The 26,972-nt window shown below is 63.9% G+C and carries 26 protein-coding genes and 1 pseudogene; 19 read left to right on the forward strand and 8 right to left on the reverse strand.

What is annotated here, in order from left to right; genetic code table 11:
- Positions 1–26: 26 nt before the first annotated feature.
- The 7 genes from hslV (at position 27) to ACTYOL_RS25530 (ending at position 7,772) form a co-directional block, all read left to right on the forward strand.
- Positions 27–557, forward strand: coding sequence for an ATP-dependent protease subunit HslV (hslV, locus tag ACTYOL_RS25500; protein ID WP_054894845.1), 531 nt, complete (start codon positions 27–29; stop codon positions 555–557).
- 76 nt (positions 558–633) lie between these two features.
- Positions 634–1,977, forward strand: a complete 1,344-nt coding sequence (gene hslU, locus ACTYOL_RS25505) for an ATP-dependent protease ATPase subunit HslU (protein ID WP_444757280.1) — start codon at positions 634–636, stop codon at positions 1,975–1,977.
- Between the two features lie 154 nt (positions 1,978–2,131).
- Entirely contained in the window at positions 2,132–2,509 is a 378-nt protein-coding gene (locus ACTYOL_RS25510; protein WP_063546560.1) for a gamma-butyrobetaine hydroxylase-like domain-containing protein, read from the forward strand.
- Positions 2,510–2,742: 233 nt separating this feature from the next.
- Complete coding sequence (phaC, locus tag ACTYOL_RS25515) at positions 2,743–4,422, forward strand: class II poly(R)-hydroxyalkanoic acid synthase (RefSeq protein WP_063546562.1); 1,680 nt, start codon at positions 2,743–2,745, stop codon at positions 4,420–4,422.
- A 60-nt stretch (positions 4,423–4,482) separates the two neighbouring features.
- A complete protein-coding gene (gene phaZ, locus ACTYOL_RS25520) occupies positions 4,483–5,334 on the forward strand; it encodes a poly(3-hydroxyalkanoate) depolymerase (RefSeq protein ID WP_444757281.1) in 852 nt (283 codons plus the stop codon).
- 136 nt (positions 5,335–5,470) lie between these two features.
- A complete protein-coding gene (phaC, locus tag ACTYOL_RS25525; protein ID WP_444757282.1) occupies positions 5,471–7,153 on the forward strand; it encodes a class II poly(R)-hydroxyalkanoic acid synthase in 1,683 nt (560 codons plus the stop codon).
- A gap of 4 nt (positions 7,154–7,157) precedes the next feature.
- Positions 7,158–7,772, forward strand: coding sequence for a TetR/AcrR family transcriptional regulator (locus ACTYOL_RS25530; RefSeq protein ID WP_197893364.1), 615 nt, complete (start codon positions 7,158–7,160; stop codon positions 7,770–7,772).
- Positions 7,773–7,867: 95 nt separating this feature from the next.
- On the opposite strand, the gene ACTYOL_RS25535 is transcribed toward ACTYOL_RS25530, so the two are convergent.
- The 3 genes from ACTYOL_RS25535 to ACTYOL_RS25545 all read right to left on the reverse strand — a co-directional run bounded on the left by ACTYOL_RS25535 (position 7,868) and on the right by ACTYOL_RS25545 (position 9,511).
- Positions 7,868–8,671 carry a phasin family protein gene (locus tag ACTYOL_RS25535; RefSeq protein ID WP_054894784.1) on the reverse strand — a complete coding sequence of 268 codons (804 nt, stop codon included), beginning with the start codon at positions 8,669–8,671 and terminating at the stop codon, positions 7,868–7,870.
- A gap of 10 nt (positions 8,672–8,681) precedes the next feature.
- On the reverse strand, positions 8,682–9,104 hold the full coding sequence (locus tag ACTYOL_RS25540; protein WP_063546570.1) for a phasin family protein: 423 nt from the start codon (positions 9,102–9,104) through the stop codon (positions 8,682–8,684).
- Between the two features lie 131 nt (positions 9,105–9,235).
- A complete protein-coding gene (locus ACTYOL_RS25545) occupies positions 9,236–9,511 on the reverse strand; it encodes a polyhydroxyalkanoic acid system family protein (RefSeq protein ID WP_063546572.1) in 276 nt (91 codons plus the stop codon).
- A gap of 124 nt (positions 9,512–9,635) precedes the next feature.
- Here ACTYOL_RS25545 and ubiE point away from each other — a divergent pair, with 124 nt between their 5' ends.
- The 12 genes and pseudogenes from ubiE to ACTYOL_RS25605 all read left to right on the forward strand — a co-directional run bounded on the left by ubiE (position 9,636) and on the right by ACTYOL_RS25605 (position 19,781).
- Positions 9,636–10,406 (forward strand): bifunctional demethylmenaquinone methyltransferase/2-methoxy-6-polyprenyl-1,4-benzoquinol methylase UbiE, encoded by a 771-nt coding sequence (gene ubiE, locus ACTYOL_RS25550; RefSeq protein ID WP_054894788.1) that lies wholly within the window; start codon positions 9,636–9,638, stop codon positions 10,404–10,406.
- Positions 10,406–11,029 (forward strand): ubiquinone biosynthesis accessory factor UbiJ, encoded by a 624-nt coding sequence (locus ACTYOL_RS25555; RefSeq protein ID WP_444757283.1) that lies wholly within the window; start codon positions 10,406–10,408, stop codon positions 11,027–11,029. Before ubiE ends, ACTYOL_RS25555 begins: the two co-directional genes overlap by 1 nt.
- Positions 11,026–12,636, forward strand: a complete 1,611-nt coding sequence (gene ubiB, locus ACTYOL_RS25560) for a ubiquinone biosynthesis regulatory protein kinase UbiB (protein WP_444757284.1) — start codon at positions 11,026–11,028, stop codon at positions 12,634–12,636. The genes ACTYOL_RS25555 and ubiB overlap by 4 nt, the downstream gene beginning before the upstream one ends.
- 73 nt (positions 12,637–12,709) lie before the next feature.
- Positions 12,710–13,102: a phosphoribosyl-AMP cyclohydrolase gene (gene hisI, locus ACTYOL_RS25565; protein ID WP_054894791.1), complete on the forward strand. Its 393-nt coding sequence runs from the start codon at positions 12,710–12,712 to the stop codon at positions 13,100–13,102.
- Positions 13,103–13,104: 2 nt separating this feature from the next.
- Entirely contained in the window at positions 13,105–13,437 is a 333-nt protein-coding gene (locus ACTYOL_RS25570) for a phosphoribosyl-ATP diphosphatase (RefSeq protein WP_054894792.1), read from the forward strand.
- Between the two features lie 77 nt (positions 13,438–13,514).
- Complete coding sequence (locus ACTYOL_RS25575) at positions 13,515–13,799, forward strand: twin-arginine translocase TatA/TatE family subunit (RefSeq protein ID WP_054894793.1); 285 nt, start codon at positions 13,515–13,517, stop codon at positions 13,797–13,799.
- Between the two features lie 3 nt (positions 13,800–13,802).
- Complete coding sequence (gene tatB / locus ACTYOL_RS25580; RefSeq protein ID WP_197893370.1) at positions 13,803–14,177, forward strand: Sec-independent protein translocase protein TatB; 375 nt, start codon at positions 13,803–13,805, stop codon at positions 14,175–14,177.
- Positions 14,174–14,965 (forward strand): twin-arginine translocase subunit TatC, encoded by a 792-nt coding sequence (gene tatC, locus ACTYOL_RS25585; RefSeq protein ID WP_063546576.1) that lies wholly within the window; start codon positions 14,174–14,176, stop codon positions 14,963–14,965. The genes tatB and tatC overlap by 4 nt, the downstream gene beginning before the upstream one ends.
- A complete protein-coding gene (locus tag ACTYOL_RS25590; protein WP_444757285.1) occupies positions 14,962–15,669 on the forward strand; it encodes a 16S rRNA (uracil(1498)-N(3))-methyltransferase in 708 nt (235 codons plus the stop codon). The genes tatC and ACTYOL_RS25590 overlap by 4 nt, the downstream gene beginning before the upstream one ends.
- A 216-nt stretch (positions 15,670–15,885) precedes the next feature.
- Positions 15,886–16,830, forward strand: a pseudogene (locus ACTYOL_RS25595) (methyl-accepting chemotaxis protein); the annotation flags it as partial.
- Between the two features lie 141 nt (positions 16,831–16,971).
- Positions 16,972–17,685, forward strand: a complete 714-nt coding sequence (locus ACTYOL_RS25600) for a methyl-accepting chemotaxis protein (protein WP_444758177.1) — start codon at positions 16,972–16,974, stop codon at positions 17,683–17,685.
- A 152-nt stretch (positions 17,686–17,837) separates the two neighbouring features.
- Positions 17,838–19,781, forward strand: a complete 1,944-nt coding sequence (locus tag ACTYOL_RS25605; RefSeq protein WP_444757286.1) for a HAMP domain-containing methyl-accepting chemotaxis protein — start codon at positions 17,838–17,840, stop codon at positions 19,779–19,781.
- 74 nt (positions 19,782–19,855) lie between these two features.
- Here ACTYOL_RS25605 and ACTYOL_RS25610 read toward each other — a convergent pair whose 3' ends face one another.
- From ACTYOL_RS25610 to ACTYOL_RS25630, 5 genes are all read right to left on the reverse strand, one after another.
- Positions 19,856–20,590, reverse strand: a complete 735-nt coding sequence (locus tag ACTYOL_RS25610; protein ID WP_153774291.1) for an amino acid ABC transporter ATP-binding protein — start codon at positions 20,588–20,590, stop codon at positions 19,856–19,858.
- The gene (locus ACTYOL_RS25615) at positions 20,583–21,545 is read right to left on the reverse strand and encodes an amino acid ABC transporter permease (protein WP_054894812.1); all 963 of its coding nucleotides are present in this window, start codon (positions 21,543–21,545) and stop codon (positions 20,583–20,585) included. The genes ACTYOL_RS25610 and ACTYOL_RS25615 overlap by 8 nt, the downstream gene beginning before the upstream one ends.
- A gap of 78 nt (positions 21,546–21,623) precedes the next feature.
- Positions 21,624–22,421 carry a transporter substrate-binding domain-containing protein gene (locus tag ACTYOL_RS25620; protein ID WP_054894813.1) on the reverse strand — a complete coding sequence of 266 codons (798 nt, stop codon included), beginning with the start codon at positions 22,419–22,421 and terminating at the stop codon, positions 21,624–21,626.
- A 221-nt stretch (positions 22,422–22,642) separates the two neighbouring features.
- Positions 22,643–25,216, reverse strand: coding sequence for a glucans biosynthesis glucosyltransferase MdoH (gene mdoH, locus ACTYOL_RS25625; RefSeq protein WP_444757287.1), 2,574 nt, complete (start codon positions 25,214–25,216; stop codon positions 22,643–22,645).
- Positions 25,209–26,954, reverse strand: a complete 1,746-nt coding sequence (locus ACTYOL_RS25630; RefSeq protein WP_081255321.1) for a glucan biosynthesis protein G — start codon at positions 26,952–26,954, stop codon at positions 25,209–25,211. The genes mdoH and ACTYOL_RS25630 overlap by 8 nt, the downstream gene beginning before the upstream one ends.
- Between the last annotated feature and the right edge of the window lie 18 nt (positions 26,955–26,972).

The raw sequence follows: 26,972 nt of genomic DNA on the forward strand, positions 1-26,972 counted from the left end.
TCGCCCCGCTGCGTGGAGACTCTCTCTTGACCACCATCGTTTCTGTCCGCCGTAACGGCAAAGTCGTCATGGGCGGCGACGGCCAGGTATCCCTCGGCAACACCGTCATGAAAGGCAACGCCAAGAAGGTCCGTCGCCTGTACAACGGCGAGGTCATTGCAGGCTTTGCCGGCGCCACCGCCGACGCCTTCACCCTGTTCGAGCGCTTCGAATCGCAACTGCAGAAGCACTCCGGGCACCTGGTGCGTGCGGCCGTCGAACTGGCCAAGGAGTGGCGCACCGACCGCTCGCTGAGCCGCCTGGAAGCCATGCTCGCCGTGGCCAACAAGGACGCCTCGCTGATCATCACCGGTAACGGTGACGTGGTCGAACCCGAAGACGGCCTGATCGCCATGGGTTCCGGTGGCGCCTACGCCCAGGCCGCAGCCCGCGCCCTGCTGAACAAGACCGATCTCTCGGCCCGCGAAATCGCCGAGACCGCACTGAATATCGCCGGTGACATCTGTGTGTTCACCAACCACAACCTGACCATCGAGGAGCAGGACCTGGCCGAGTGATCAGCTGATCTGGTGTCCCGCTCACTGCGGGACTTTTTCCCACGCTGACTCACCACACCCCAGGACCCAATTCACCATGTCCATGACCCCCCGCGAGATCGTCCACGAACTCAACCGCCACATCATCGGCCAGGACGACGCCAAGCGTGCCGTCGCCATCGCCCTGCGCAACCGCTGGCGGCGCATACAGCTGCCTGCCGAGCTGCGTGCCGAAGTCACCCCCAAGAACATCCTGATGATCGGCCCTACCGGCGTCGGCAAGACCGAAATCGCCCGACGCCTGGCCAAGCTCGCCAATGCTCCGTTCATCAAGGTCGAAGCGACCAAGTTCACCGAAGTCGGTTACGTTGGCCGTGATGTCGAGTCGATCATCCGCGACCTCGCCGATGCTGCGCTGAAAATGCTGCGCGAGCAGGAAATCGTCCGTGTGCGCCACCGCGCCGAAGACGCCGCCGAAGACCGCATCCTCGACGCCCTGCTGCCGCAGGCGCGGGTCAGCAGCTTCAACGAGGAAGCCCAGCAGTCCAGCAGCGACTCCAACACTCGCCAGCTGTTCCGCAAGCGCCTGCGTGAAGGCCAGTTGGACGACAAGGAAATCGAGATCGAAGTCGCCGATGCGGTGGGCGTCGAAATCGCTGCGCCGCCCGGCATGGAAGAGATGACCAACCAGCTGCAGAGCCTGTTCGCCAACATGGGCAAAGGCAAGCGCAAGGCACGCAAGCTGAAGGTCAAGGAAGCGCTGAAGATGGTCCGTGACGAGGAGGCGAGCCGCCTGGTCAACGAGGAAGAGCTCAAGGCCAAGGCCCTGGAAGCCGTCGAGCAGCACGGCATCGTGTTCATCGACGAGATCGACAAGGTGGCCAAGCGCGGCAACGTCGGCGGCGCCGATGTGTCCCGCGAAGGCGTGCAGCGCGACCTGTTGCCGCTGATCGAAGGCTGCACGGTCAACACCAAGCTGGGCATGGTCAAGACCGACCACATCCTGTTCATCGCCTCCGGTGCGTTCCACCTGAGCAAGCCGAGCGACCTGGTACCGGAGCTGCAGGGCCGCCTGCCGATCCGCGTCGAGCTCAAGGCCCTGACGCCGCAGGACTTCGAGCGCATCCTCAAGGAGCCGCACGCTTCGCTCACCGAACAGTACCGCGAGCTGCTCAAGACCGAAGGCCTGCACATCGCCTTCGCCGACGAAGGCATCAAGCGCCTGGCCGAGATCGCCTTCCAGGTCAACGAGAAGACCGAGAACATCGGTGCCCGCCGCCTGCACACCCTGCTCGAGCGCCTGCTCGAAGAGGTGTCGTTCAGTGCCGGCGACCTGGCCAGCGCCCATGACGAGACGCCGATCAACATCGACGCCGCCTATGTGAACAGCCACCTCGGTGAGCTGGCGCAGAACGAAGACCTGTCGCGTTACATCCTGTAATACCACCACCGCGGGCGAGCCCGCTCCCCAGAGGTCACCACAATGCCGAAGTATGTGGTGCCCCTGGGGAGCGGGCTTGCCCGCGAATGGGCCCTTGAATCCCTCCATCAGAAGCTGGAAGCTTGTTCCATCAGCTCCCGAGAGATTTCCCCCCATGGCCCGTCTCCCCACCGCCATCAACCTGCACAAAGCCTCGAAAACCCTCACACTTACCTACGCCCCCGGCGAGGTCTATCACCTGCCCGCCGAGTTCCTGCGCGTGCACTCCCCCTCCGCCGAGGTCCAGGGCCACGGCAACCCCATCCTGCAGTTCGGCAAGATCAACGTCGGCCTCAGCGGCCTGGAACCTGCCGGCCAATACGCCTTGAAACTGACGTTCGACGACGGCCACGACAGCGGCCTGTTCACCTGGGAATACCTCGAGCAACTGTGCCTGCGCCAGGAACAGCTGTGGGCCGAGTACCTCGACGAACTGCACAAAGCCGGCAAATCCCGCGACCCGGTCGAGTCAGTGGTCAAGCTCATGCTCTAGGTCAAGCTTCCCAGGCGTTAGAGCGCATTTTCTAATGTGTTCTGTTTGAATGACTTACAGACAGCCAATGACTGGCTGTCTTGCGCATTGCATGAAAGTCGGGTAACCAATGGGGCTGGCAAGTTCCTGCATCTGTTCGTTATCACTGGTCACCCGAGCAGCAGTACCGGGCGGTCGTCTGTGTACCCGCCACAGCCAGCCGGTACTCGTCTCAGGACAACGGAGCGTCGTAGATGAGTAACAAGAACAACGATGAGTTGCAGAAACAGGCCTCGGAAAACACCCTCGGCCTGAATCCGGTCATCGGCATTCGTCGCAAGGACCTGCTGAGCTCCGCGCGCACCGTACTGCGCCAGGCGGTGCGTCAGCCGTTGCACAGCGCCAAGCATGTGGCCCATTTCGGCCTGGAACTGAAAAACGTGCTGCTAGGCAAGTCCAACCTGCATCCCGAGAGCGATGACCGTCGCTTCAGCGATCCGGCCTGGAGCCAGAATCCGCTCTATCGCCGTTACCTGCAGACCTACCTGGCCTGGCGCAAGGAGCTCAACGACTGGATCGCCGAGAGTGACCTGTCGCCCCAGGATGTCAGCCGCGGCCAGTTCGTCATCAACCTGATGACCGAAGCCATGGCGCCGACCAACACACTGGCCAACCCGCAGGCGGTCAAGCGCTTCTTCGAGACGGGCGGCAAGAGCCTGCTCGATGGCCTGTCCAACCTCGCCAAGGACATGGTCAACAATGGCGGCATGCCCAGCCAGGTGAACATGGAAGCCTTCGAGGTTGGCAAGAACCTCGGCACCAGCGAAGGTGCAGTGGTGTTTCGCAACGACGTGCTGGAACTGATCCAGTACCGGCCGATCACCGAGCAGGTGCACAGCCGCCCGCTGCTGGTAGTGCCGCCACAGATCAACAAGTTCTACGTTTTCGACCTCAGCCCGGAAAAGAGCCTGGCGCGCTTCTGCCTGCGCTCCAACCAGCAGACCTTCATCATCAGTTGGCGCAACCCGACCAAGGCCCAGCGCGAGTGGGGTCTGTCGACCTACATCGACGCCCTCAAGGAAGCAGTGGACGCGGTGCTGGCCATAACCGGCAGCAAGGACCTGAACATGCTCGGTGCCTGCTCCGGCGGCATCACCTGCACCGCGCTGCTGGGCCACTACGCCGCGCTGGGCGAAACCAAGGTCAATTCGCTGACCTTGCTGGTGAGCGTGCTCGACACCACGGTCGATACCCAAGTGGCACTGTTCGTCGACGAACAGACCCTCGAAGCCGCCAAGCGCCACTCCTACCAGGCCGGCGTGCTCGAAGGCAGCGACATGGCCAAGGTGTTCGCCTGGATGCGTCCCAATGACCTGATCTGGAACTACTGGGTCAACAACTACCTGCTCGGCAACGAGCCGCCGATCTTCGACATCCTGTTCTGGAACAACGACACCACACGCCTGCCGGCCGCCTTCCACGGCGACCTGATCGAGATGTTCAAGACCAACCCGCTGACCCGCGCCGACGCGCTGGAAGTCTCCGGCACCGCCATCGACCTGAAGAAAGTGCAGTGCGATATCTACAGCGTCGCCGGCACCGCCGACCACATCACCCCCTGGCAGTCGTGCTACCGCTCGGCGCACCTGTTCGGCGGCAAGATCGAGTTCGTGCTCTCCAACAGCGGCCATATCCAGAGCATCCTCAACCCGCCAGGCAACCCCAAGGCGCGCTTCCTGACCGGTGAAGACCGCCCGGACGACCCGTTGGCCTGGCAGGAGAACGCGATCAAGCACGCCGACTCCTGGTGGCTGCACTGGCAGGCCTGGCTGGGTGAACGCGCCGGTGAGCTGAAGAAAGCACCGACGCGCCTGGGCAATCGCGCCTACAGCGCGGGCGAAGCGGCCCCGGGGACCTACGTGCACGAGCGTTGAGTCGCACCGCCGCGGCCACCCGGCGGGCTGCGGCGCTTCATCCATCACAGAGTCAGGCGCATGTCGCAACCCTACGTATTCAGGACCGTCGAGCTGGACAACCAGTCCATCCGCACCGCCGTCCGCCCCGGCAAGCCACACCTGACGCCGCTGCTGATCTTCAACGGCATTGGCGCCAACCTCGAGCTGGTATTCCCATTCATCGAGGCGCTGGACCCGGACCTTGAGGTCATCCCCTTCGACGTACCCGGTGTCGGCGGCTCGTCCACGCCCCGCCACCCCTATCGTTTCCCGGGCCTGGCCAAGCTCACCGCACGCATGCTCGACTACCTGGACTACGGCCAGGTCAATGTCATCGGCGTGTCCTGGGGCGGGGCGCTGGCCCAGCAGTTTGCCCACGACTATCCCGAGCGCTGCAAGAAACTGGTGCTCGCCGCCACCGCTGCGGGGGCCTTCATGGTGCCCGGCAAGCCCAAGGTGTTGTGGATGATGGCCAGCCCGCGGCGCTATGTGCAGCCGTCGCACGTGATCCGCATTGCGCCGATGATTTATGGCGGCGCCTTCCGCCGCGACCCGGACCTGGCGTTGCACCACGCCTCCAAGGTGCGCTCCGGGGGCAAGACCGGCTACTACTGGCAACTGTTCGCGGGGCTTGGCTGGACGAGCATCCACTGGCTGCACAAGATCCACCAGCCGACCCTGGTGCTGGCCGGTGACGATGACCCGCTGATTCCGCTGATCAACATGCGCCTGCTGGCCTGGCGAATTCCCAATGCCCAGCTACACATAATCGATGATGGCCACCTGTTCCTGATCACCCGCGCCGAGGCCGTCGCCCCGATCATCATGAAATTCCTCCAGGAAGAGCGTCAGCGTGCGGTCATGCATCCGCGGCCGGTGGCGCGCAGGTAAGCGGGCGCCAGGACATTCAGTTACTCGGCGGTGCTGCCTTCGCGGGCAAGCCCGCTCCCACAGATCCAGTGCAGGTGGGAGCGGGCTTGCCCGCGAAGGCAGCACCGCAGACAAGGATCGACGAGGGATTGTTGCCATGAAGGACAAACCGGCGAAGGGGACGACACCGATCCCGGCCACCAGCATGAACGTGCAGAACGCCATTGCCGGCCTGCGCGGTCGCGACCTGATTTCGACCCTGCGTCAGGTCGGACGCATCGGCCTGCGCAATCCGCTGCACACCGCCCACCATCTGCTGAGCCTCGGCGGCCAGCTGGGCCGCGTGCTGCTCGGCGACACACCCCACCAGCCGCACCCTCGGGACGCGCGCTTCAGCGATCCGACCTGGAGCCAGAACCCCTTCTACCGGCGCGGCCTGCAGGCCTACCTGGCCTGGCAGAAGCAGACCCGCCAGTGGATCGAGGAAAGCTCGCTGGACGATGACGACAGAGCCCGCGCGCACTTTCTGTTCAACCTGCTCACCGACGCCGTTTCACCAAGCAACTCGCTGCTCAACCCACTGGCGGTCAAGGAAATGCTCAACACCGGTGGCCAGAGCGTAGTGCGCGGCCTCGCCCACTTGCTCGACGACCTGCGCCACAACGACGGCCTGCCGCGCCAGGTCGACGATCGCGCCTTCGAAGTCGGCAGCAATCTGGCCGCCACCCCCGGCGCGGTGGTATTTCGCAACGAGCTGCTGGAGCTGATCCAGTACAAGCCGATGAGCGAAAAACAGTACACCCGCCCGCTGCTGGTGGTGCCGCCGCAGATCAACAAGTTCTATGTATTCGACCTGGGGCCGACCAACAGCTTCGTGCAATACATGCTCAAGAACGGCCTGCAGGTGTTCATGGTCAGTTGGCGCAACCCCGACCCGTGCCACCGCGAATGGGGCCTTTCGAGCTACGTACAGGCACTGGAGGAAGCGCTGGACGCCTGTCGCAGCATCAGCGGCAACCGCGACCCCAACCTCATGGGCGCCTGTGCCGGCGGGCTGACCATGGCCGCGCTGCAGGGGCATCTGCAGGTCAAGGGGCGCTTGCGCAAGGTGCGCAGCGCCACCTACCTGGTGAGCCTGCTCGACAGCCAGTTCGACAGCCCTGCCAGCCTGTTCGCCGACGAACAGACCCTCGAGGCCTCCAAGCGACGCTCCTACCAGCGCGGCGTGCTCGATGGCGGCGAGGTGGCGCGGATCTTCGCCTGGATGCGCCCCAACGACCTGATCTGGAACTACTGGGTCAACAACTACCTGCTCGGCAAGACGCCACCCGCCTTCGACATTCTCTACTGGAACGCCGACAACACTCGCCTGCCTGCAGCCCTGCACGGCGAGCTGCTGGACTTCTTCAAGCTCAACCCACTGGTGCAGCCGGGTGGCCTGGAGGTGTGCGGCACACCGATCGACCTCGGGCAGGTCACGGTCGACAGCTTTACCGTGGCTGGCAGCAACGATCACATTACACCCTGGGACGCGGTGTATCGCTCGGCCCTGCTGCTGGGCGGCGAGCGACGCTTCGTGCTGTCGCACAGCGGGCACATCCAGAGCATCATCAACCCTCCCGGCAACCCCAAGGCCTATTACCTGGAAAACCCTCGGCTCTCCAGCGACCCTCGCGCCTGGTTCCACGATGCCACCCGTAGCGACGGCACCTGGTGGCCGCAGTGGCTGGGGTGGATCTCACGCCGCTCAGGCAGCCTCAGACCGCCGAAGACCGAACTGGGCAGCCCCTCCTACCCACCGCTCGGGCCGGCGCCTGGCACCTACGTGATGGCACGCTGAGCCCATGAAGACCCGCGACCGCATCCTGGCCTGCGCCCTTGAGCTGTTCAACCGCCAGGGCGAGCCGAACGTCTCGACCCTGGAGATCGCCAACGAGCTGGGCATCAGCCCGGGCAACCTCTACTACCACTTCCACGGCAAGGAGCCGCTGGTACTGGGCCTGTTCGAGCGGTTCGAAGACGAGTTGATGCCGCTGCTCGATCCACCACTGGAGGTGCGCCTGGATGCCGAGGACTATTGGCTGTTCCTGCACCTGATCGTCGAGCGCATGGCGCAGTACAGCTTCCTGTTCCAGGACCTGTCCAATCTCACCGGCCGCCTGCCCAAGCTGGCACGCGGCATGCGCGGGCTGATCAATGCGATCAAGCGCACCCTGGCGGCGCTGCTGGCCAGTCTCAAGAGCCAGGGATTGGTGGTGAGCGAGACCCAGGCGCTGGGGCAACTGGTGGAGCAGATCACGCTGACACTGCTGTTCTCGCTGGATTACCAGCGGGTACTGGGGCGCGAGGGCGATGTGGGGATCGTGGTGTACCAGGTGATGATGCTGGTGGCACCGCATCTGCAGGAACCGGCGCGCAGGGCGGCGGAGCAGTTGGCGGGGAAATATCTGGAAGTGTAGGGGCTGAAGTTGCGGTGTTGCCACTGACGCATTCGCGGGCAAGTCGCAGCGGCGGTTCACCGATGCGACTTGCCCGCGAAACGCACGCCGCGATATCAGCTTTGGCTAGCTGGGCTCACCGGTGCCGACGGCGTATTGCCAGTTGCTGCTGCGCTTGCTGCCGGTGCCGTGGTTGCGGCCGGAGCGGCGGGCTTCGCGGCAGCCGGCTTGGCTGCAGTCGGCTTGGCCGGGGCTTTCTTCACAGCAGGTTTCTTCGCTGCCGCAGGCTTGGCGGCTACCGGCTTGGCTGCGGGTTTCGCCGCAGGCTTGGCGGCCGGCTTGGCAGCTGCAGCTTTGGCAGCGGGCTTGGCCGCAGGTTTAGCCGCGGCGGTCTTGGCAGCGGGTTTTGCCGCAGCAGTCTTGGCAGTTGGCTTGGCAGCGGGTTTCGCCGCAGCCTTGGCCAATGGCTTGGCAGCGGTCTTGCTCGCTGCGGACTTCGACGCCGAGGCCTTGGACACCGGTGCCACTGAGGCGCCTGTCAACTTCTCGATCTGCTTGGTCAGGCTGTCGACCTGCTGGTGCAGCGCCTTGATCTCGTTACGGCTAGGAACGCCCAGACGCGAGATTGCACTGTTCAGACGCTTGTCGAAGGCCTCTTCCAGCTCGCTCCACTTGCCCAGCGCGCGATCCTTCACATCGGAGACTCGCGAGGTAGTCGCCGACTTGGCCGCATCGGCATCCTTCTTCGCCTGCTTTTCAGCCTTCTCGCCATCCTTCACCAGCGAATCGAAAAGCTTGGGGCCATCCTGGTCGACCTTGGAGTAGATCCCCAGGCCTGCCAGCCAGATCTTGCGGGAGTACTTCTCGATCCCGCCGATCCAGGAGCTGCCTTCTTTTTCGGTGTTCTTCTTGCCAGCCATCCTGCTCTCCTTATGGTTTGCGCGCGACACGCTCGAGCAACTCGGTCAGCTGTTCGAGTTTGATGGACAACGCCTCAACGTCATGTTTAGACGGAATGCCGATGCGATTCAAGGCGCGGGCCACCCGTGCGTCGAAAGCCTTTTCGATTTTGTCGAGCTGGACCTCGACCTTGCCACGTACCCGGCTCACTTCCTCGGCCGCTTCATCGAGCTGGCCGTTGGCCGCGTCGAGCTTCTTGTCGAGGGTTTTCTTGCCGCGTTTCTCGACGCCTTCACCGGCCTTGACCAGCTCCTTGAAGTACTCCGAGCCTTCCTGGCCGACCCGGGCGTATGCGCCGATGCCTGCCAGCCAGATCTTGCGCGCGTAGCCGCGCACTTCGCTCAGGGTGCTGTCCTGGGCGTCTTCTTTCTTTTTCAGGGTCAACTTGGCCATGCTCTGCACCTCACGTTCGATGTGGATGGAGGAACTGCCCTTGAAATGCGGGCTTGAGCATGAAGATAGGGTGGGAAATTAGAATTCTCACCCTAAGGTGAGGGGTCAGGGCCGCCAGGCAGCCCCGGTTCTCAGGCCAGCGCCTTGTCCAGCGCGCGCTCGATCTCGCCCTTGATGGTCCCGCTCATCATCGACAGCATCATGCCCAGCTTCAGCTCGACACGGATGCTGTCCTCGCCGATGTGCACGCTGCCGTTGGCGCCGCTGCGCGCGACATCGACGCGGTCGCCGTTCCAGGTGGCCTTGAGGTCGTACTCGCGCGACAGCTTGTCGACCAGGCTTTCAGCCTTGGCCCGGGCAGCTTCGCGACCGAGGGAATGTTTGCGTTCGACGCTGATCTGAGTCATGCGGGGTATCCAGGCAATGAAGACATAATCGGCATTATGCCCGCGCCCGCGAGACGGCACACCCCGCCAAGACAAATCCGCCCGTTCGCCCTAGAATGGCGGTAATTTTTTTCGGTGAAGCGATATGAACGACCAGCGCAAAGGCGACCACGCCGAACCCACCACCCACTTTGGCTACCAGGACGTCCCCGAGAGCCAGAAGGCGAAGAAGGTCGCCGAGGTCTTCCACTCCGTGGCCGCCAAGTACGACCTGATGAACGATGTGCTCTCCGGCGGCATGCACCGCCTGTGGAAGCGCTTCACCATCGAGCTGTCCGGTGTGCGCCCCGGCAACCGCGTGCTCGACATCGCCGGCGGCACCGGTGACCTGGCTGCCAAGTTCTCGCGACTGGTCGGCCCGACCGGCCAGGTGGTACTGGCCGACATCAACGAATCGATGCTCAAGGTTGGCCGCGATCGCCTGCTCGACCGCGGCGTGGCCGGCAATATCGAGTTCGTCCAGGCCGATGCTGAAAAGCTGCCCTTCCCCGACAACCACTTCGACTGCGTGACCATCGCTTTCGGCCTGCGCAACGTGACGCACAAGGATGAAGCCATCCGCTCGATGCTGCGTGTGCTCAAGCCTGGTGGCCGCCTGCTGGTGCTGGAGTTCTCCAAGCCCACCAACAAACTGATGTCGCGCGCCTACGACGCCTACTCCTTCGCCTTCATGCCCCTGGCCGGCAAGCTGATCACCAACGACTCGGAAAGCTATCGCTACCTGGCCGAATCGATCCGCATGCACCCGGACCAGGAAACGCTGAAAAGCATGATGGTCGATGCCGGTTTCGACCGCGTCACCTACCACAACATGACCAGCGGCATCGTCGCCGTGCACCGGGGAATCAAACCCTGATGCTCCTGGCCGGGCTGCTCGCCAGCGTCGAGCACGGGCTCAACCGTGTGCTGCGTATGGACAGCACGGCGCTGCCGCGCCTGGGTGCACTGGAAGGCAAGGTGATCGCCATCGACTGCCGCCAGCCCGCCCTGCAGTTGTTCATCCTGCCCGATGACGAAGGCTTGATGCTCGCTGCGCATTGGGAGGGCGAGGTCGACTGCACCCTGCGTGCGCCGGCCGGCAGCCTGGCCCAGTTGGCCTTCGCCACGGACAAGAACGCCGTGCTGCACAGCCCGCAGGTCGAACTGCATGGCGACAGCGCGGTGTTGCTCGACCTGGTCGGCGTGCTCCAGGACCTGGAGCTCGACTGGGAGTACGAGCTGTCGCGCTGGCTGGGGCCGGTCCCCACCGCGCTGATCGCCGGCCACTTGCGCCTGCGCGCACGCTGGAGCCGGCAGGGCCTGTCGCGGTTCAGCCAGAATCTGTCCGAGTACCTGGCCGAGGAATCGCGTACCCTGGTCGGGCAGCGCGAAGCCGAAGCGGCATTCAGCGAGCTCGATGCGCTGAAGGTCGATATCGAACGTCTCGAGGCGCGCATCCGTCGCCTTTCCCACACTCTTGATTCCAGCGATAACGCATGAAGCTGCTCGCCGTCCGCCGTCTGTTGCGCATCCAGCGCGTCGTGATCCGCTACCGCCTCGATGACCTGCTGTTCGACCTGCCCCTGCCCTGGTGGCTGCTGAGCATCCGCCTGCTGCTGCCCTGGCGCTGGCTGCCGCGCAAGCCCAGCGAGCTCAGCCGCGGCGCGCGCCTGCGCCTGGCCCTGCAGGACCTGGGGCCGATCTTCATCAAGTTCGGCCAACTGCTCTCCACCCGCCGCGACCTGCTGCCAACGGACGTCGCCGACGAGCTGATGCTGCTGCAGGACCGCGTGCCGCCATTCGACCCACAGAAAGCCGTGGCGCTGATCGAAGCGCAGCTCGGTGCGAAAGTCGGCGAGGTGTTCAGCCGCTTCGACGTCGAGCCGCTGGCCTCGGCCTCGGTCGCCCAGGTACATGCGGCACGTCTCAAGAGCGGCGAAGAGGTGGTCGTCAAGGTGGTTCGCCCGGGGCTCAAGCCTGTTATCGCCCAGGACCTGGCGTGGTTGTTCCTGATCGCCAAGGTTGCCGAACGGGCGTCCGCCGATGCCCGCCGCCTGCACCCGGTGGAAGTGGTCAGCGATTACGAAAAGACCATCTACGACGAGCTCGACCTGTTGCGCGAAGCAGCCAATGCCAGCCAGCTGCGGCGCAACTTCGAAGGCTCGGAGCTGATGTACGTGCCGCAGGTGTACTGGGACCTGTGCCGCCCGAAAGTGCTGGTGATGGAACGCATCTATGGCGTGCCGGTCACCGATATGGCCACCCTGGCCGACCAGCGCACCGACATGAAGCTTCTGGCCGAACGCGGTGTCGAGGTGTTCTTCACCCAGGTGTTCCGTGACAGCTTCTTCCACGCCGACATGCACCCGGGCAACATCTTCGTCAGCACGGTCAAGCCGTGGAGCCCGCAGTACATCGCCATCGACTGCGGTATCGTCGGCAGCCTGACCGCCGAAGACCAGGACTACCTGGCACGCAACCTGATCGCCTTCTTCAAGCGCGACTACCGTCGCGTGGCGCAGTTGCACATCGATTCGGGCTGGGTGCCGGCACACACCAAGGTCAACGAATTCGAAGCGGCGATCCGCACTGTATGCGAGCCGATCTTCGAAAAACCGTTAAAGGATATTTCCTTCGGCCAGGTGCTGATGCGCCTGTTCCAGACGGCCCGTCGTTTCAATATGGAAGTTCAGCCGCAGTTGGTGCTGCTGCAGAAAACCCTGCTCAACATCGAAGGCCTGGGGCGCCAGCTGTACCCTGACCTGGACCTGTGGAGCACCGCCAAGCCCTATCTGGAACGCTGGATGCGCGAGCGCATGAGCCCCAAGGCGGTGTTCGGCAACCTCTACAGCCAGGCCGAGCAGTTGCCGCACCTGGCCGACATGACCCGCGACCTGCTCGAGCGCCTGTCGCAACCGCACCTGCACGACCCCCAACTGCCAGAGCGCCGCCGGGCGGGCGACAACTGGGCGCTGCGCCTGCTCGGTGCCGGCCTGCTCGGTGGTGGCGCGACCCTGGCCGCCGGTGCCGCGAGCCTCAGCGCCCCGGCCGCCTGGCCGGCGTGGCTGATGCTGGCTGCCGGGCTCTACCTGATCGTGCGCCGATAGCCAGCCGCGCTGCTGGCTGGCACACTAGGCGCAAAGGGTCCGGTACGGGAGCGGGCCTGTTTTGGAGTCGACGATGAAAGACTGGCTGGACGAGATCAAGTGGAACAGCGATGGCCTGGTACCGGCGATCGCCCAGGACCACAAGACCGGGCGTGTGCTGATGATGGCCTGGATGAACCGTGAATCGCTCGCCCTGACTGCCGCCGAGAACCGCGCCATCTATTGGTCGCGCTCGCGGGGCAAGCTGTGGCGCAAGGGCGAAGAGTCCGGCCATGTGCAGAAACTGCATGAGCTGCGCCTGGATTGTGACGCCGACGTGGTCATCCTGATGGTCGAGCAACTGGGTCATATCGCCTGCCATACCGGCCGTGAAAGCTGCTTCTATCGTGTCTTCGAAAACGGTGAATGGAAGATCGTCGACCCGGTCCTGAAAGATCCTGACACTATCTACCACGCGGGGCACTGAACATGAGCGACACACTCGATCGCCTGGCTGAAGTGCTCGAACAACGCAAGCAGGCGGCCCCCGACAGCTCCTACGTGGCGAGCCTCTACCACAAGGGTCTGAACAAGATTCTGGAGAAGCTTGGCGAAGAGTCGATCGAGACGATCATCGCCGCCAAGGACGCCGCCGTGAGCAAGGATTACAGTGATGTCATCTATGAAACCGCCGACCTGTGGTTTCATAGCCTGGTGATGCTCAGCGCACTGGGGCAGCATCCACAGGCGGTACTGGACGAACTCGACCGCCGCTTCGGGCTTTCCGGCCATGACGAGAAGGCCGCGCGCCAACCGACCTGATCGCCATGCCCCTGCAGGAGCGGGCTCGCCCTGCGATAACGCCCGCTCAGGCTACACATCATTCAAGGGAGTACACCATGGGTATCTTTGACTGGAAACACTGGATCGTCCTGCTGGTCGTCGTAGTGCTGGTGTTCGGCACCAAAAAGCTGAAGAACTTCGGCAGCGACCTGGGCGAATCGATCAAGGGCTTTCGCAAGGCCATGAACGAGGAAGAGAGCAAGCCTGCAGAGCAGACTCCGCCGCCTGTCCAGCCTTCCGTGCAACCCACCCAGCAGCCGCACAACACCGCGCCGCTGAGCCAGCCGCACACCATCGAGGGCCAGGCTCAGCCGGTCCAAGAGCCACAACGGAAAGACTGACCCATGTTCGGCATCAGCTTCAGCGAGCTGCTGCTCGTCGGCCTGGTTGCCCTGCTGGTGCTCGGCCCCGAGCGCCTGCCTGGCGCCGCGCGTACTGCGGGGTTGTGGATCGGCCGGCTCAAGCGCAGCTTCAACAGCATCAAGATGGAAGTCGAGCGCGAGATCGGTGCCGATGACATCCGCCGCCAGTTGCACAACGAGCACATCCTGCAGATGGAACAGGAAGCCAAGCGCATCCTCAACCCGCAGACACCGCCCGCGCAGCCCGTGAACACGCCGGCCGCGAGCGAGACTCCCGCACCTGTCGCCGACGCCAATGCCGCCCCAGCGGCGCCCACGACCACCCCTGAGCCGCACCAGCCGCCCCGAGCCCCATGAGCGAAACTCCGGAACACGACCAGCCCATGCCGCTGGTCTCGCACCTGACCGAACTGCGCACCCGCCTGCTGCGTTGCGTAGCCGTTATCTTCCTGATCTTCGCCGGGCTGTTCTCCTTCGCCCAGCAGATCTACACCCTGGTCTCGGCACCCTTGCGTGCGCACCTGCCGGCCAACGCGACGATGATCGCCACCGACGTGGCATCACCGTTCCTCACGCCGTTCAAGCTGACCATGATCGTCTCGCTATTCCTGGCCATCCCGTTCATCCTCCAGCAGATCTGGGGCTTCATCGCACCGGGGCTGTATCGCCATGAAAAGCGCATCGCCATCCCGCTGCTGATCTCCAGCATCATCCTGTTCTACGCCGGCATGGCCTTCGCCTACTTCCTGGTGTTCCCGCTGATCTTCGGCTTCTTCGCCAGCGCCACCCCTGAAGGCGTGTCGATGATGACCGACATCGCCAGCTACCTCGACTTCGTCATGACCCTGTTCTTCGCCTTCGGCGTCGCCTTCGAGATTCCGGTGGCGGTGGTGCTGCTGGTGTGGATCGGCGTTGTCGATGTGAAGTACCTGAAGAAGATCCGTCCCTACGTGATCATCGGCTGCTTCGTGGTCGGCATGATCCTCACCCCGCCGGACATCTTCTCGCAAACCCTGCTGGCCGTGCCCATGTGGCTGCTGTTCGAGATCGGCGTGCTGTTCGGCGGCCTGATCCGCAAGCGCAGCCATCCGCAGGATGAAGCCGCGGACGACCACAACGACCAGCCACCAGCGACCCAGGCGTGAACCTGCTGCTGCTCGAGGAGGCCGACTTCGTCGCGACCGACCGTGTCGTACTGGCCGACCGCCGCTTCACGCACATGCAGGACATCCACCGCGTGGCGGTGGGCGACACCCTGCGCGTGGGCCGCATCGGCGGCCTGATGGGCCAGGCCGAGGTGATCCGCCTGGAGGGCCACGAAGCCGAGCTGCGGGTCAGCTTCGATCAGCAACCACCGGCAAAGCTGCCGCTCACCCTGGTGCTGGCCGTCCCCCGCCCCAAGATGCTGCGCCGTCTGTTCCAGACCATCGCCACCCTCGGCGTGCCACGGTTGATCCTGGTCAACAGCTACAAGGTCGAGAAAAGCTTCTGGCAGACGCCGTTCCTGCAGCCGGACAGCATCCGCGAGAACCTGATCCTGGGCCTTGAGCAGGCCCGTGACACCGTGCTGCCGGAAATCATCATCGAAAAGCGCTTCAAACCCTTCGTCGAAGACCGGCTGCCCACCATCGCCGACGGCACGCTCGGCCTGGTTGGCCATCCCGGCCCCTACCCGGCCTGCCCACGCGCGGTGCAAGGGCCGGTGACCCTGGCGATCGGCCCGGAAGGCGGTTGGATTCCCTACGAAGTGGAACTGCTGGGCAAGGCCGGCCTGGCCCCCGTACAACTGGGCGAACGCATCCTGCGCGTGGAAACGGCGGTCACGGCTCTGCTTTCCCGAATATTCTGACCATTCGGTCAGCATCCTGGCATCAAGTTTCTCCCCAACAGGCCGATGGCCTTGCAACACAAGAAAATTCTGGCTTTTCAAGTCGCCGGGGAGATCGTCATGTACGGAAAGGTTGTCCAGTCGCTGGGAAACGTGAGCGTCAGTCGCAAACTGGGGGCCGGCTTCGGCCTGGTACTGTTGTTGACCATGGCGATCACCGCCACAGGCTGGCGCGGCATGGACTCGATCATCGACCGCGGTGACAAGCTGGGCAACATCTCCTTGATCCTCGGCTACAGCCAGGACCTGCGCATCGCCCGCCAGCAGTACGAACGCAATCGCGACGACGCATCGGCGGGCGAGCTGGAAAAAGCGCTCGGCAAGCTCGAGCAGCAGGTCGAGATGATGCTCGGGCAGATCGAGCATCCGCAGGATCGCCAGCGCCTGGAGCAGCAGCGTCAAGCCGTGCGCCAATACCGCCAGGCCTTCGTCGAGCTCAAGCAGGCCGGCCAGCGCCGTGAAGCCGCACGCAGTGTGCTGGGTGACAGCGCCGACAAGGCCGCTGCGCTGATCGGTCAGGTGCAGCAACGCCTTGCGCAAGGTGGCGACATCAGCCTCTATCAACAGATCGTGCAGGCCAGCGCCTTGCTCCAGCAGGCGCGCTTCCAGGTGCGCGGCTACACCTATAGCGGCAAGGCCGAATTCCAGCAGACCGCGCTGGATGCCATCGACCAGGCGCTCGCTGTGCTCAAGGCCCTGCCGGCCAGGGTGCCCGCCGAATACGCCGCCAGTCTCGATGATGCCGCCAATGCCATGGGCGCCTATCGCGATGCGGTGAACCAGTTCGGCGCAGCGCAGACCAGCGCGGAGCAGACCTTGCAACGCATGGTTGTACAGGGCCAGGTGTTGATGGATGCCGGTACGCAGATGACCGCATCGCAGACCGCCGTGCGCAACAGTGGTGCCCTGCAGGCCAAGACCCTACTGGGCGGAGCCAGTGCCCTGGCCCTGCTGCTAGGCATCATTGCCGCCTGGGCCATCACCCGGCAGATCGTCGTGCCCCTGCGCCAGACCCTCAGCGCCGCCGAACGCGTGGCCAGCGGCGACTTGAGCCAGGACCTGCTGGTGCAACGTCGCGACGAACTCGGCCAACTGCAAGCCAGCATGCAACGCATGACCCAGGGCCTGCGCGAACTGATCAGCGGTATCGGTGACGGCGTCACCCAGATCGCCAGCGCTGCCGAAGAGCTGTCGGCAGTCACCGAGCAGACCAGCGCAGGGGTCAACAACCAGAAAGTGGAGACCGATCAGGTCGCGACCGCCATGAACGAAATGGCAGCCACCGTGCAGGAAGTCGCGCGCAACGCCGAGCAGGCGTCGGAAGCCGCGCTGATGGCCGATCAGCAGGCTCGCGAGGGTGATCGGGTGGTCGGCGAGGTCATCGCCCAGATCGAGCGCCTGGCCAACGAAGTGGGTAACTCCAGCGAAGCGATGAACCAGCTCAAGACCGAGAGCGACAAGATCGGCAGCGTGCTCGACGTGATCAAGTCGGTCGCCCAGCAGACCAATCTGCTGGCCCTCAACGCCGCCATCGAAGCTGCACGCGCAGGCGAGGCTGGTCGCGGATTCGCCGTTGTCGCCGATGAAGTACGCAGCCTGGCGCAGCGCACCCAGCAGTCGACCGAGGAGATCGAGGAACTGATCGCCAACCTGCAGAGCGGCACCCAGCGGGTATCCAGTGTGATGGACAGCAGCCGCGAACTCACCGACAGCAGCGTCGAACTGACCCGTCGCGCCGGCAGCTCGCTGGATACCATTACCCGCACCGTGTCGTCGATCCAATCGATGAACCAGCAGATCGCTACGGCGGCAGAGCAGCAGAGTGCAGTGGCCGAGGAGATCAACCGCAGCGTGATGAATGTACGGGATATTTCCGACCAGACCTCGGCGGCCAGTGAAGAGACTGCCAGCTCCAGCGTCGAGCTGGCGCGGCTCGGCACCCACCTGCAGGGCCTGGTAGCCCGCTTCCGTCTCTGAGCGCCGCCGGGCAAGGAATAATCACTACCTGCCAGTGGAACTTTCCCACAGGATTTACAGGTCGAGTCCCACGCGCGCTCTGCCGATGAGCAGAAGGACCATGCTGGCAACCTACCAGCATGGTCCTTCTCTCATATGGATGGAGACTCGCCATGTTCGGATATCTCAATCGCTGCCTCGCCAACCTCAGCGTGCGACTCAAACTCACCCTCGGCTTCGCCGTGGTCCTGTTGCTCACACTCGCAACCACCGTCAGCGGCTGGCGCGCCCTGGACGGCGCCATCATCCGCTCGCAACAGCTCAGCGAGATCGTGCAGATCAGTGACCTGAGCAAAGACCTGCGCGCCGAACGCATCACCTACCGCGTGCTGGCCGACGACACCAGCAAGACACGCATCGACGCGATCCTCGACCAGCTCGAACGCCGGCTCACCGTGCTCCAGCAACGCAGCAGCGTCGACCAGTCGCGCGAGCTGCTCAGCGAGAAGCTGCGTCAGTTGCAGCGCCTGCGCGAGAACTACGCCGAGCTGCTGCGCGCAGTCGATAGCCGTGCCGAGCTGCGCAAGATCATGCGCGACAAGGACCGGATACTGGATGAAGTCATCGACGACCTGCAGACCCAAGCGCTGCTCAAGCTTCCCGCCGACCAGCCGCAGGGCAACCTGCTCGGACTGATGGACACGCTCACGCGCCAGGTCGACAGCGCCAACCAGCAAAGCCTGGTACCCGCCTACACGTTCTCGCCCGTCGAGGACTTCGCACAGGTCGGCAATGCGGCGCTCGATGCTGCGCAAGCCAGCCTGGAGCAAATGCTGACGGCACTTGCACCGCTCGCATTGTCGAGCGAGCTCATGGCGCGCCCCAAGCCCGCCCTGGCCGAGTACCGGGCCAGCCTGGAGCAATACCGTCGCGCGGCGATCCGCGTCGAACAACTGCAAAGCGACATGGAAGTCATCGGTAACGACCTGAGTGACGCCAGCGTGACGCTGGCCGAGCAGAAAGTTGCCCAACGCGACCATGAAGCCGTAGCCGCTCGCTCACTGCTGACCAGCGTGGCACTGCTGGCCTTGGCTGTCGGCGTGCTGGCCGGCTGGCTGATCACCCGGCAGATCACCGAGCCACTGCGCCAGACACTGGCCCAGGCCGCCCGCATCGCTCACGGCGACCTCAGCCAAGTGGAAACGGTGGCGCGTCGCGACGAAATGGGCCAGTTGCAGCGCAGCATGTGCGAGATGACGCTGAGCCTGCGCCAGCTGATCGGCGGCATCGACCAGAGCGTCGAGCACTTGTCACAAGCGGCCTCGCAACTGGCCGGGGCCAGCGCAGACACGCTCGAGCGCATCACTCAGCAGCGCGAGGAAACCGACCAGGTGGCCACGGCGATGAACCAGATGAGCGCGACCGTGCAGGAAGTGGCACAGAACGCCGAACATGCCTCATTGGCCGCAACCGACGCTGACCAGCAGGCGCAAGTGGGCGATCAGGTAGTGGCCGAAGCCATCGCGCGTATCGAACAGCTGGCAACGCAGATGGACCGCTGCCTCACTTCGATGCAACACCTGGCGGGGGAAAGCCAACGGATCGGCAGTATCCTCGACGTGATCAAGTCGGTGTCAGAACAGACCAACCTGTTGGCCCTCAATGCGGCCATCGAAGCGGCACGTGCCGGCGAAGCCGGTCGCGGGTTCGCGGTGGTGGCCGACGAAGTACGGGGCCTGGCCCAGCGCACCCAACAGTCGACCGAGGAGATCGAGCACCTGATCGAAAGCCTGCACCAGGGCACCGATGAAGTCACTTCACTGCTCGACAGCAGCAGGACCCTGACCGAGCAAAGTGTCGAGCTGAGTCGCCGCGCGGGCGATGCATTGGGGCAGATCACCCGGACCGTATCGAACATCCAGGGGATGAACCAGCAAATCGCCACCGCCAGCGAAGAGCAGAGCGTGGTGGCCGAACAGATCAACCGCAGCGTGATCAGTGTGCGCGAGGCTTCCGATCACACCAGTTCGGCGAGCGAACAGACGGCCACTTCCAGTGGTGAACTACAGCAGCTGGGGCAGCAGTTGCGGGGGATGGTGGGGCGATTCAGCCTGTAGGAACGGTGGTGTGCCTTGGCGGGCAAGCTTGCGCCTACAAGAGGTCGGGCTTGCCCACGCAAAGAGCGATCCGATCAAAGCACCTGGCGCAAGAACGCCTGGGCCCGCGGGTCCCTCGGCGCCGCGAAGAACGCAGCGGGTGCCGAATCTTCCAGCAACTTGCCATGGTCGAAGAACAGCACCCGGTCAGCCACCTCACGGGCAAAGCCCATCTCATGGGTCACGCAGACCATGGTCATGCCTTCCTGGGCCAGGGTCTTCATGACATCCAGCACCTCGCCGACCATCTCGGGGTCGAGCGCCGAGGTCGGTTCGTCGAACAGCATCACCTTCGGATCCATCGCCAGGGCGCGGGCAATGGCCACCCGCTGCTGCTGCCCCCCCGAGAGGCGAGAGGGGTATTCATTGACCTTCTGGCCAATGCCGACCTTCTCCAGCAGTGCACGGGCCTTGGCTTCGCGGTCGGCCTTGCTACGTTTGCGCACCACCTTCTGCGCCAGGCACAGGTTCTCCAGCACGGTCATGTGCGGGAACAGGTTGAAGTGCTGGAACACCATGCCGACTTCACGGCGGTAGGCGTTGATATCGGTCTTGGGGTCTTCCAGGCGCAGCCCATCGATGGCCACATGGCCTTCGTCGAAATGCTCCAGGCCGTTCAGGCAGCGCAGGAAGGTCGACTTGCCGGAACCCGAGGGGCCCAGCACCACCACCACCTCGCCCTTGGCAACCTGGGTGGAGACGCTGTCCACCGCACGCACCACCTGGCCACGGGTGTCGAAGACTTTCAACAGGTCACGGACTTCAATCACTTTGCGCAAGCCTCCGCTCGAGCCGGCTGGCAATGTGCGACAGCGGCAGGTTGATCAGCAGGTACAGGCCTGCCACGCAGAACCAGATTTCGAAGGTCGAGAACGACGTGGTGATCGCCTCGCGACCGCTCTTGGTCAGCTCGGTAATGGCGATCACCGACACCAGCGAGGTGTCCTTGACCAGACTGATGAACTGCCCCGCCAGTGGCGGCAGCACACGCTTGAACGCCTGGGGCAGGATCACATGGCGCATCGACTGGCTGGCATTCAGGCCCAGCGAGCGCGCCGCTTCGTTCTGCCCCTTGGCGATCGACTGCACACCGGCACGGACGATCTCGGCCACATAGGCGCCGGTGAACAGCGCCAGCGCCGCCACCCCGGCGAACTCGCGGGACAGGTTGAGCACGGTGCCGATGAAGAAATAGAAGATGAAGATCTGCACCAGCAGCGGCGTACCGCGCACCAGTTCGACATAGACCGTGGACAGGTCGCGCAGGGTCGGGTTGCTCGACAACCGGCACAACCCGGCGAACAGGCCGATCACCAAACCAAACGCACCGGAAAGCACCGAGATCCACAAGGTGGTCCACAGGCCCCAGGCCAGCGGGCCGGCCGCCCAGTGGCGGGTGACGCCGATCTGGTCGCCCTCGGCGACATCGTCACCACGGCTCAGTTGCAGACTGTCCTTGACCACCTCCAGCACTTGTACCTCGCCGTCCTCGCTCTTGAGCGTGACGCGGGCGTCGTTACCGGACACGACGATCTCCTCGACGGTGCCGTAGGCCGCGGCGCGCTGCACGTCTTCGGCCTGGAAGGCGAAGTACTGCGGCACACGGTTCCAGCGCCACTCGTAGGAAATCATTGAGGTGGCCATGTACAGACTGAACGCCAGGCCCACCAGCACCAGCGCGGTAAGCGCGTGCCAGGGCCACTGGGCTTTCTTGTGTTTGATCACGTGGGTGCTTCCGTAAATGCGAACGCGCAGGGGTTGCCTGCGCGTCAGGGTCATCGCCAGGGCTTGTGGTCCGGGCTCTTATTCCATGTCCTTCAGCCAGTCGGTCTTCTTGAACCACTTGTCGTGAATACGATCGTAGGTCCCGTCGTGCTTGATCTGGTGCAGGAAGTTGTTGATGAAGTTGATGCTGTCGTAGTCGCCCTTCTTCAGGCCGAATGCCAGCGGCTCGTAGGTGAAGGGTTCTTCCAGGTAGACCAGCTTGCCGGCGCCTGCCTTGTTCACCGCGACCACGTTGTACGGCGCGTCGTAGACGAAGGCATCGGCCTTGCCGTTGACCACGTCCATCACCGCTTCCTGCTCGTTGTCGTAGCCGTGGTACTTGGCCTTGCTGATCAGCTTCTTGGCGACCATCTCGCCGGTGGTGCCGAGTTTGGAGGTCAGGCGGTACTTCTCGTTGTTCAGGTCCTTGTACGACTTGATCTCGCCTGCCAGCTCCTTGCGGATCAGCAGGGTCTGGCCAACGACGATGAAGGGTTCGCTGAAGTTCAGGCGCAGGTTGCGTTCCTGAGTCAGGGTCATGCCGCTGCCGATCATGTCGAACTTGTCGGTCAGCAGGGCCGGGATGATGCCGTCATAGGCGGTGGAGACGGTTTCGAGCTTGACGCCCATGGACTTGGCCATCGCCTTGAGGATGTCGACCTCGAAGCCGACGATCTCGCCGCGCTTGTTGGTCATCTGGAACGGCATGTAGGTCGGGTCCATACCCACGCGCAGGGTGCCGCGCTTGACCGCATCATCGATGGCGCCCGCCTGGGCGGTTGTGACCGCGATCAGCGCGGTGACGCCGAGCAGCATGCGCGACAGGTATTTCTTCATCATCACCAGGTCCCCTAGCAAGAAGTACGCAGAATTTTATTGTGTGCACGATCGTTCCGACCGGTGCGTTGTGTCGGGACGGATGCTAACGCATGCAGGCCCTGGGACCTAGAGCCGGTGGGGACTTTGTTGGCCAAAAATCATGGCAGCAGAAAAAGCTTCGCGGGCAAGCCCGCTCCTACAGGCTTTGTAGGAGCGGGCTTGCCCGCGAATGCGATGGATCAGGCGCCGACAAGTGCCGGCTGGCCCTCACCCTCGGGATGCAGCGGCAACAGCGGCGAGTGCGGATCGTTGGCGATGGAGTTGCGCCACACCTTGATCCACGCCTCGTTCTGCTCGGTCCACACCCGCTCGTGCAGGCGCGACAGCGCCACCGGATCGCTCAGCAGGGCCAGGCGAGTATTGCCGTCGATCCCCTTGGGGCCCGCTTCCAGCGCCTTGGCGATACGCTCGGCGCGCAGCGTCTCGATCGCATCGGACTGACCATGACGGGCCGTACCCATGGCGCAGGCCAGGGCGTTCTGACGCGGATCGACCACGGCGCGAACGAAGCCATCGTTCAGGGCGTGCCAGCGGTTCTCGTGGGTGTACTGGTCGGTTGCCAGCAGCTCGTGCGGCGTGGCGTATTCCTCGGGAATCAGGAACAAGCGCTCGTCCTTGGCCGCCAGGCCCAGGCGCACACGGCTGGAGATCACCGAAACCGGGATCGACAGCACCAGCGAGCCGACGATCGGCGCCAGCCACCACAGGAAGCTTGGATTCAGCCAAGCCACCAGCGCAGCCCAGGCGATACCCAGCAAGGTCTGCGGGCCATGACGCCGCACCGCTTCGCTCCACGGGGTGGAATCGTCGTCACGCTGCGGCGAATTCCAGGTCGCTGCCCAGCCGAGGAACGCGGCCAACACGAAGCGGGTGTGGAAGATCATCCGCACCGGCGCCAGCAACATGGAGAACAGCATCTCCATCAGCATCGACAGGGTCACCTTGATCCGCCCGCCGAACTCGGTCGCGCCCTTGGCCCAGATCAGGATGATGCTGAGCAGCTTGGGCAGGAACAGCAGCACGATGGTGGTGGAGAACAGCGCGATGGCTTTTTCCGGGTGCCACTGCGGCCACAGCGGATACAGCTGGAACGGCTCGATGAAGTACTGCGGCTCCATCAGCGTGTTGGTTGCCAGCAATGCGGTCGACAGCACCAGGAACAGGAACCACAGCGGTGCCGACAGGTACGACATCACCCCGGTGAGGAACACCGCGCGGTGCACCGGGTGCATGCCCTTGACCAGGAACAGGCGGAAGTTCATCAGGTTGCCGTGGCACCAGCGCCGGTCGCGCTTGAGCTCATCGAGCAGGTTCGGGGGCAGCTCTTCATAGCTGCCCGGCAGGTCGTAGGCGATCCACACGCCCCAGCCGGCACGGCGCATCAGCGCGGCTTCGACGAAGTCGTGGGACAGGATCGCGCCGGCGAAGGCGCCCTTGCCCGGCAATGGCGCCAAGGCGCAGTGCTCGATGAAGGGCTTCATGCGGATGATCGCGTTGTGCCCCCAGTAATGCGATTCGCCCAGCTGCCAGAAGTGCAGGCCGGCGGTGAACAGCGGGCCGTACACACGGGTGGCGAACTGCTGCATGCGCGCATAGAGCGTGTCCATGCCCGAAGCCTTCGGCCCGGTCTGGATGATACCGGCGTCCGGGTTGGCCTCCATCAGGCGCACCAGGCTGCTCAAGCACTCACCGCTCATCACGCTGTCGGCGTCGAGCACGACCATGTACTTGTATTCGCCCCCCCAGCGACGGCAGAAGTCGTCGAGGTTGCCGCTCTTGCGTTTCACGCGGCGGCGGCGGCGGCGATAGAAGATACGACCGAAGCCTTTCGCCTCACGGCACACCTCGAGCCACGCCTGTTGCTCGGCAACGGCGATGTCGGTGTCGTTGGTGTCGCTGAGCACGAAGAAGTCGAAGCGGTCCAGGTTGCCGGTGGCGGCCACCGACTCGAAGGTCGCGCGCAGGCCAGCGAAGACCCGTGGCACATCTTCGTTGCAGATCGGCATGACGATCGCGGTGCGGGCATCGGCCGGGATCGGCTCGTTGCCGGCACTGCTGCCGGAAATCTTGTACTTGTCGCGGCCGGTGAGCAGCTCGAGGAAGCCCATCAGCGCGGTCCAGAAGCCCGCCGACACCCAGCAGAACAGGATGCCGAAGAGAATCAGGATGGAGGTCTGCAAGGCATAGGGCCAGACCTGCACGACGGTGTCCCAGATCGGCTGGTTGACCACTTCGTCCAGGTCGACGAACGACCAGCCCTGGTACGGCAGGATGCCCTTCATGTACCAGCCGGCGACGATGGTCTGACCGATCATCAGCGCCAGCAGGATGTAGCGGCGCAACGAACCGACCCGGCGCCAGCGTGCCGGCGGCAACTCGCGCTTGGGCGGTTGCGGAGCGTTGGTGCGGCCAGTCATGCGCCGCCACATGCGCACCAGAATATTGGTGCGCCAGGGCTCGGGCAGGACCTTGGTACGCTTGATCGGCGGGGCGATCTTCAGGCACAGGCGGCCACCGCCGTCGACGCCGAGCATCTCGGCCTCTTCGAGCTCGGCGGCACTGCCAACCGTCAGACGGGAACCCACCGAAGCCTGGACGGCCTCGGTGGCGCTGGCGGCCGGATCGGCCGCCAGGCGTTGGTGCAGCTCGCTGAAGGAAGAGCAGCTGGCGAGTTCCGCTCGCTGCTCATCGCTCAGAGGGAGGTGGGCCAGGTACTCGCCAAGCGATTCCGGCCTTGCGCTTGAGTTACTCATCGGCAGGCAACTGATAGCTCCAGGTTTCGGTCAGCACCTTCTCGGTGGTGGCCGGGGCCCCGTTGGTGGACGCCGCGTCGGCGGCTGGTTGCTCGGCAGGCGTCTCGGCCTTCTCGGCCTTGGCATGCTGAGCCTTGGCGTGCTTGGCGGCCGCCTTGTCCTGCTTGGTTTCGGCAGGTTTGGTTTCCTTCGGCGCCTCGACCGGAACATCGCGTACCAGCGCGGCACGCATCTCGGTGGACTTCTTCGGATCCTTGACCTTCAACCGCAGGGTCAGACGCCAGCCCTTGATCTCAGGGTTGTAGCGTAGATTGTTCTCGACCAGCTCGGCATTGTCGCCCACGCTGACCTGGCTGCGCACCGCGGTGTCTTCCGGCAATGCCGCCAGCACCGGGCCGTTGAAGTCGACCAGGAAGGCCACGCTGCCATCGGCCTGACGGATCAGGTTGGCTTGCTTGACGTCACCGGTGGAACGCAGGGTCTGCTTGACCCAGCCAAGGTCCTGGGCCTGGAACTTGGGCTCGCTGATGGTCCAGTGCAGGCGGTAGTTGTACTCGAAGGGCTTGCCTGGCTCAGGCAAGGTTTCCGGGCTCCAGAAAGCAACGATGTTGTCGTTGGTCTCGTCGGCAGTCGGAATCTCGACCAGGTCGACGGTACCCTTGCCCCAGTCGCCCTTGGGCTCGATCCAGGTGCTTGGACGCTTCTGGTAGTTGTCGTCGAGGTCTTCGAAGTCGCTGAAGGCGCGCTGACGCTGCATCAGGCCGAAACCACGCGGGTTCTCGACGCTGAAGTTGCTGACTGCCAGGTGTTTCGGGTTGTTCAGCGGACGCCACAGCCATTCGCCGTTGCCGGCGTGGATCGACAGGCCTTCGGAGTCATGCAGCGCAGGACGGTAGTTCTGTACCTTCGACGGCTGGTTCGGGCCGAACAGGAACATGCTGGTCAGCGGGGCGATGCCCAGGCGGCTGACGTGATCGCGCAGGAACACCTTGGACTTGACGTCGACGATGGTGTCGTCGCCTGGACGCACGGTCAGCTTGTAGGCGCCGGTGGAACGTGGCGAATCGAGCAGCGCGTAGATCACCAGGTGCTTGTCGGCGGGCTTGGGCTTCTCGATCCAGAACTCGCGAAAGCGCGGGAACTCTTCGCCGGACGGCAGCGCGGTGTCGATGGCCAGGCCACGGGCAGACAGGCCATAGGCGTGCCCCTTGCCGACCACGCGGAAGTAGCTGGCGCCCAGCAGGGTCATGATCTCATCCTGCTTGTCAGGCTTGTTGATCGGGTAGAGCACGCGGAAACCGGCGTAGCCGAGGTTCTTGGTGGCATCGGCGTCGTGCGGTACGTCGCCGAACTCGAAGCGGCTCGGGTCGTACTTGATCTCTTCGACCTTCTTGGCGGTGATCTCGTTGATGGTCACCGGCGTGTCGAAGTGCATGCCCTGATGATAGAAGGAGAGCTTGAACGGGGTCTTGTCATTCGCCCATTCGGCCTTTTCCTGGATGAAGCGGATTTTCTGATAGTCCGCGTACTTCATGTCGCGGAACACCGGAGGCAGGTTGCTCTTCGGTGCTTCGTACTTCTGGCCGGCCAGATCCTTTGCCTTGGCTGCAACATCGTCAAGATTGAATGCCCACAGCTGGCCAGCGCTCATCAGGCCAACCAGCGCTGCGCCTGCCAACAAGGCCGTGCGCAGCCGATTGCCGGGGATTCTTGGTGCATTACAGGGACTTACAATCACGAGCAACCCTCGCCGTAA

The organism is Pseudomonas sp. A014 (genome assembly GCF_052378495.1).
Classification (GTDB): Bacteria; Pseudomonadota; Gammaproteobacteria; order Pseudomonadales; family Pseudomonadaceae; genus Aquipseudomonas; species Aquipseudomonas machongensis.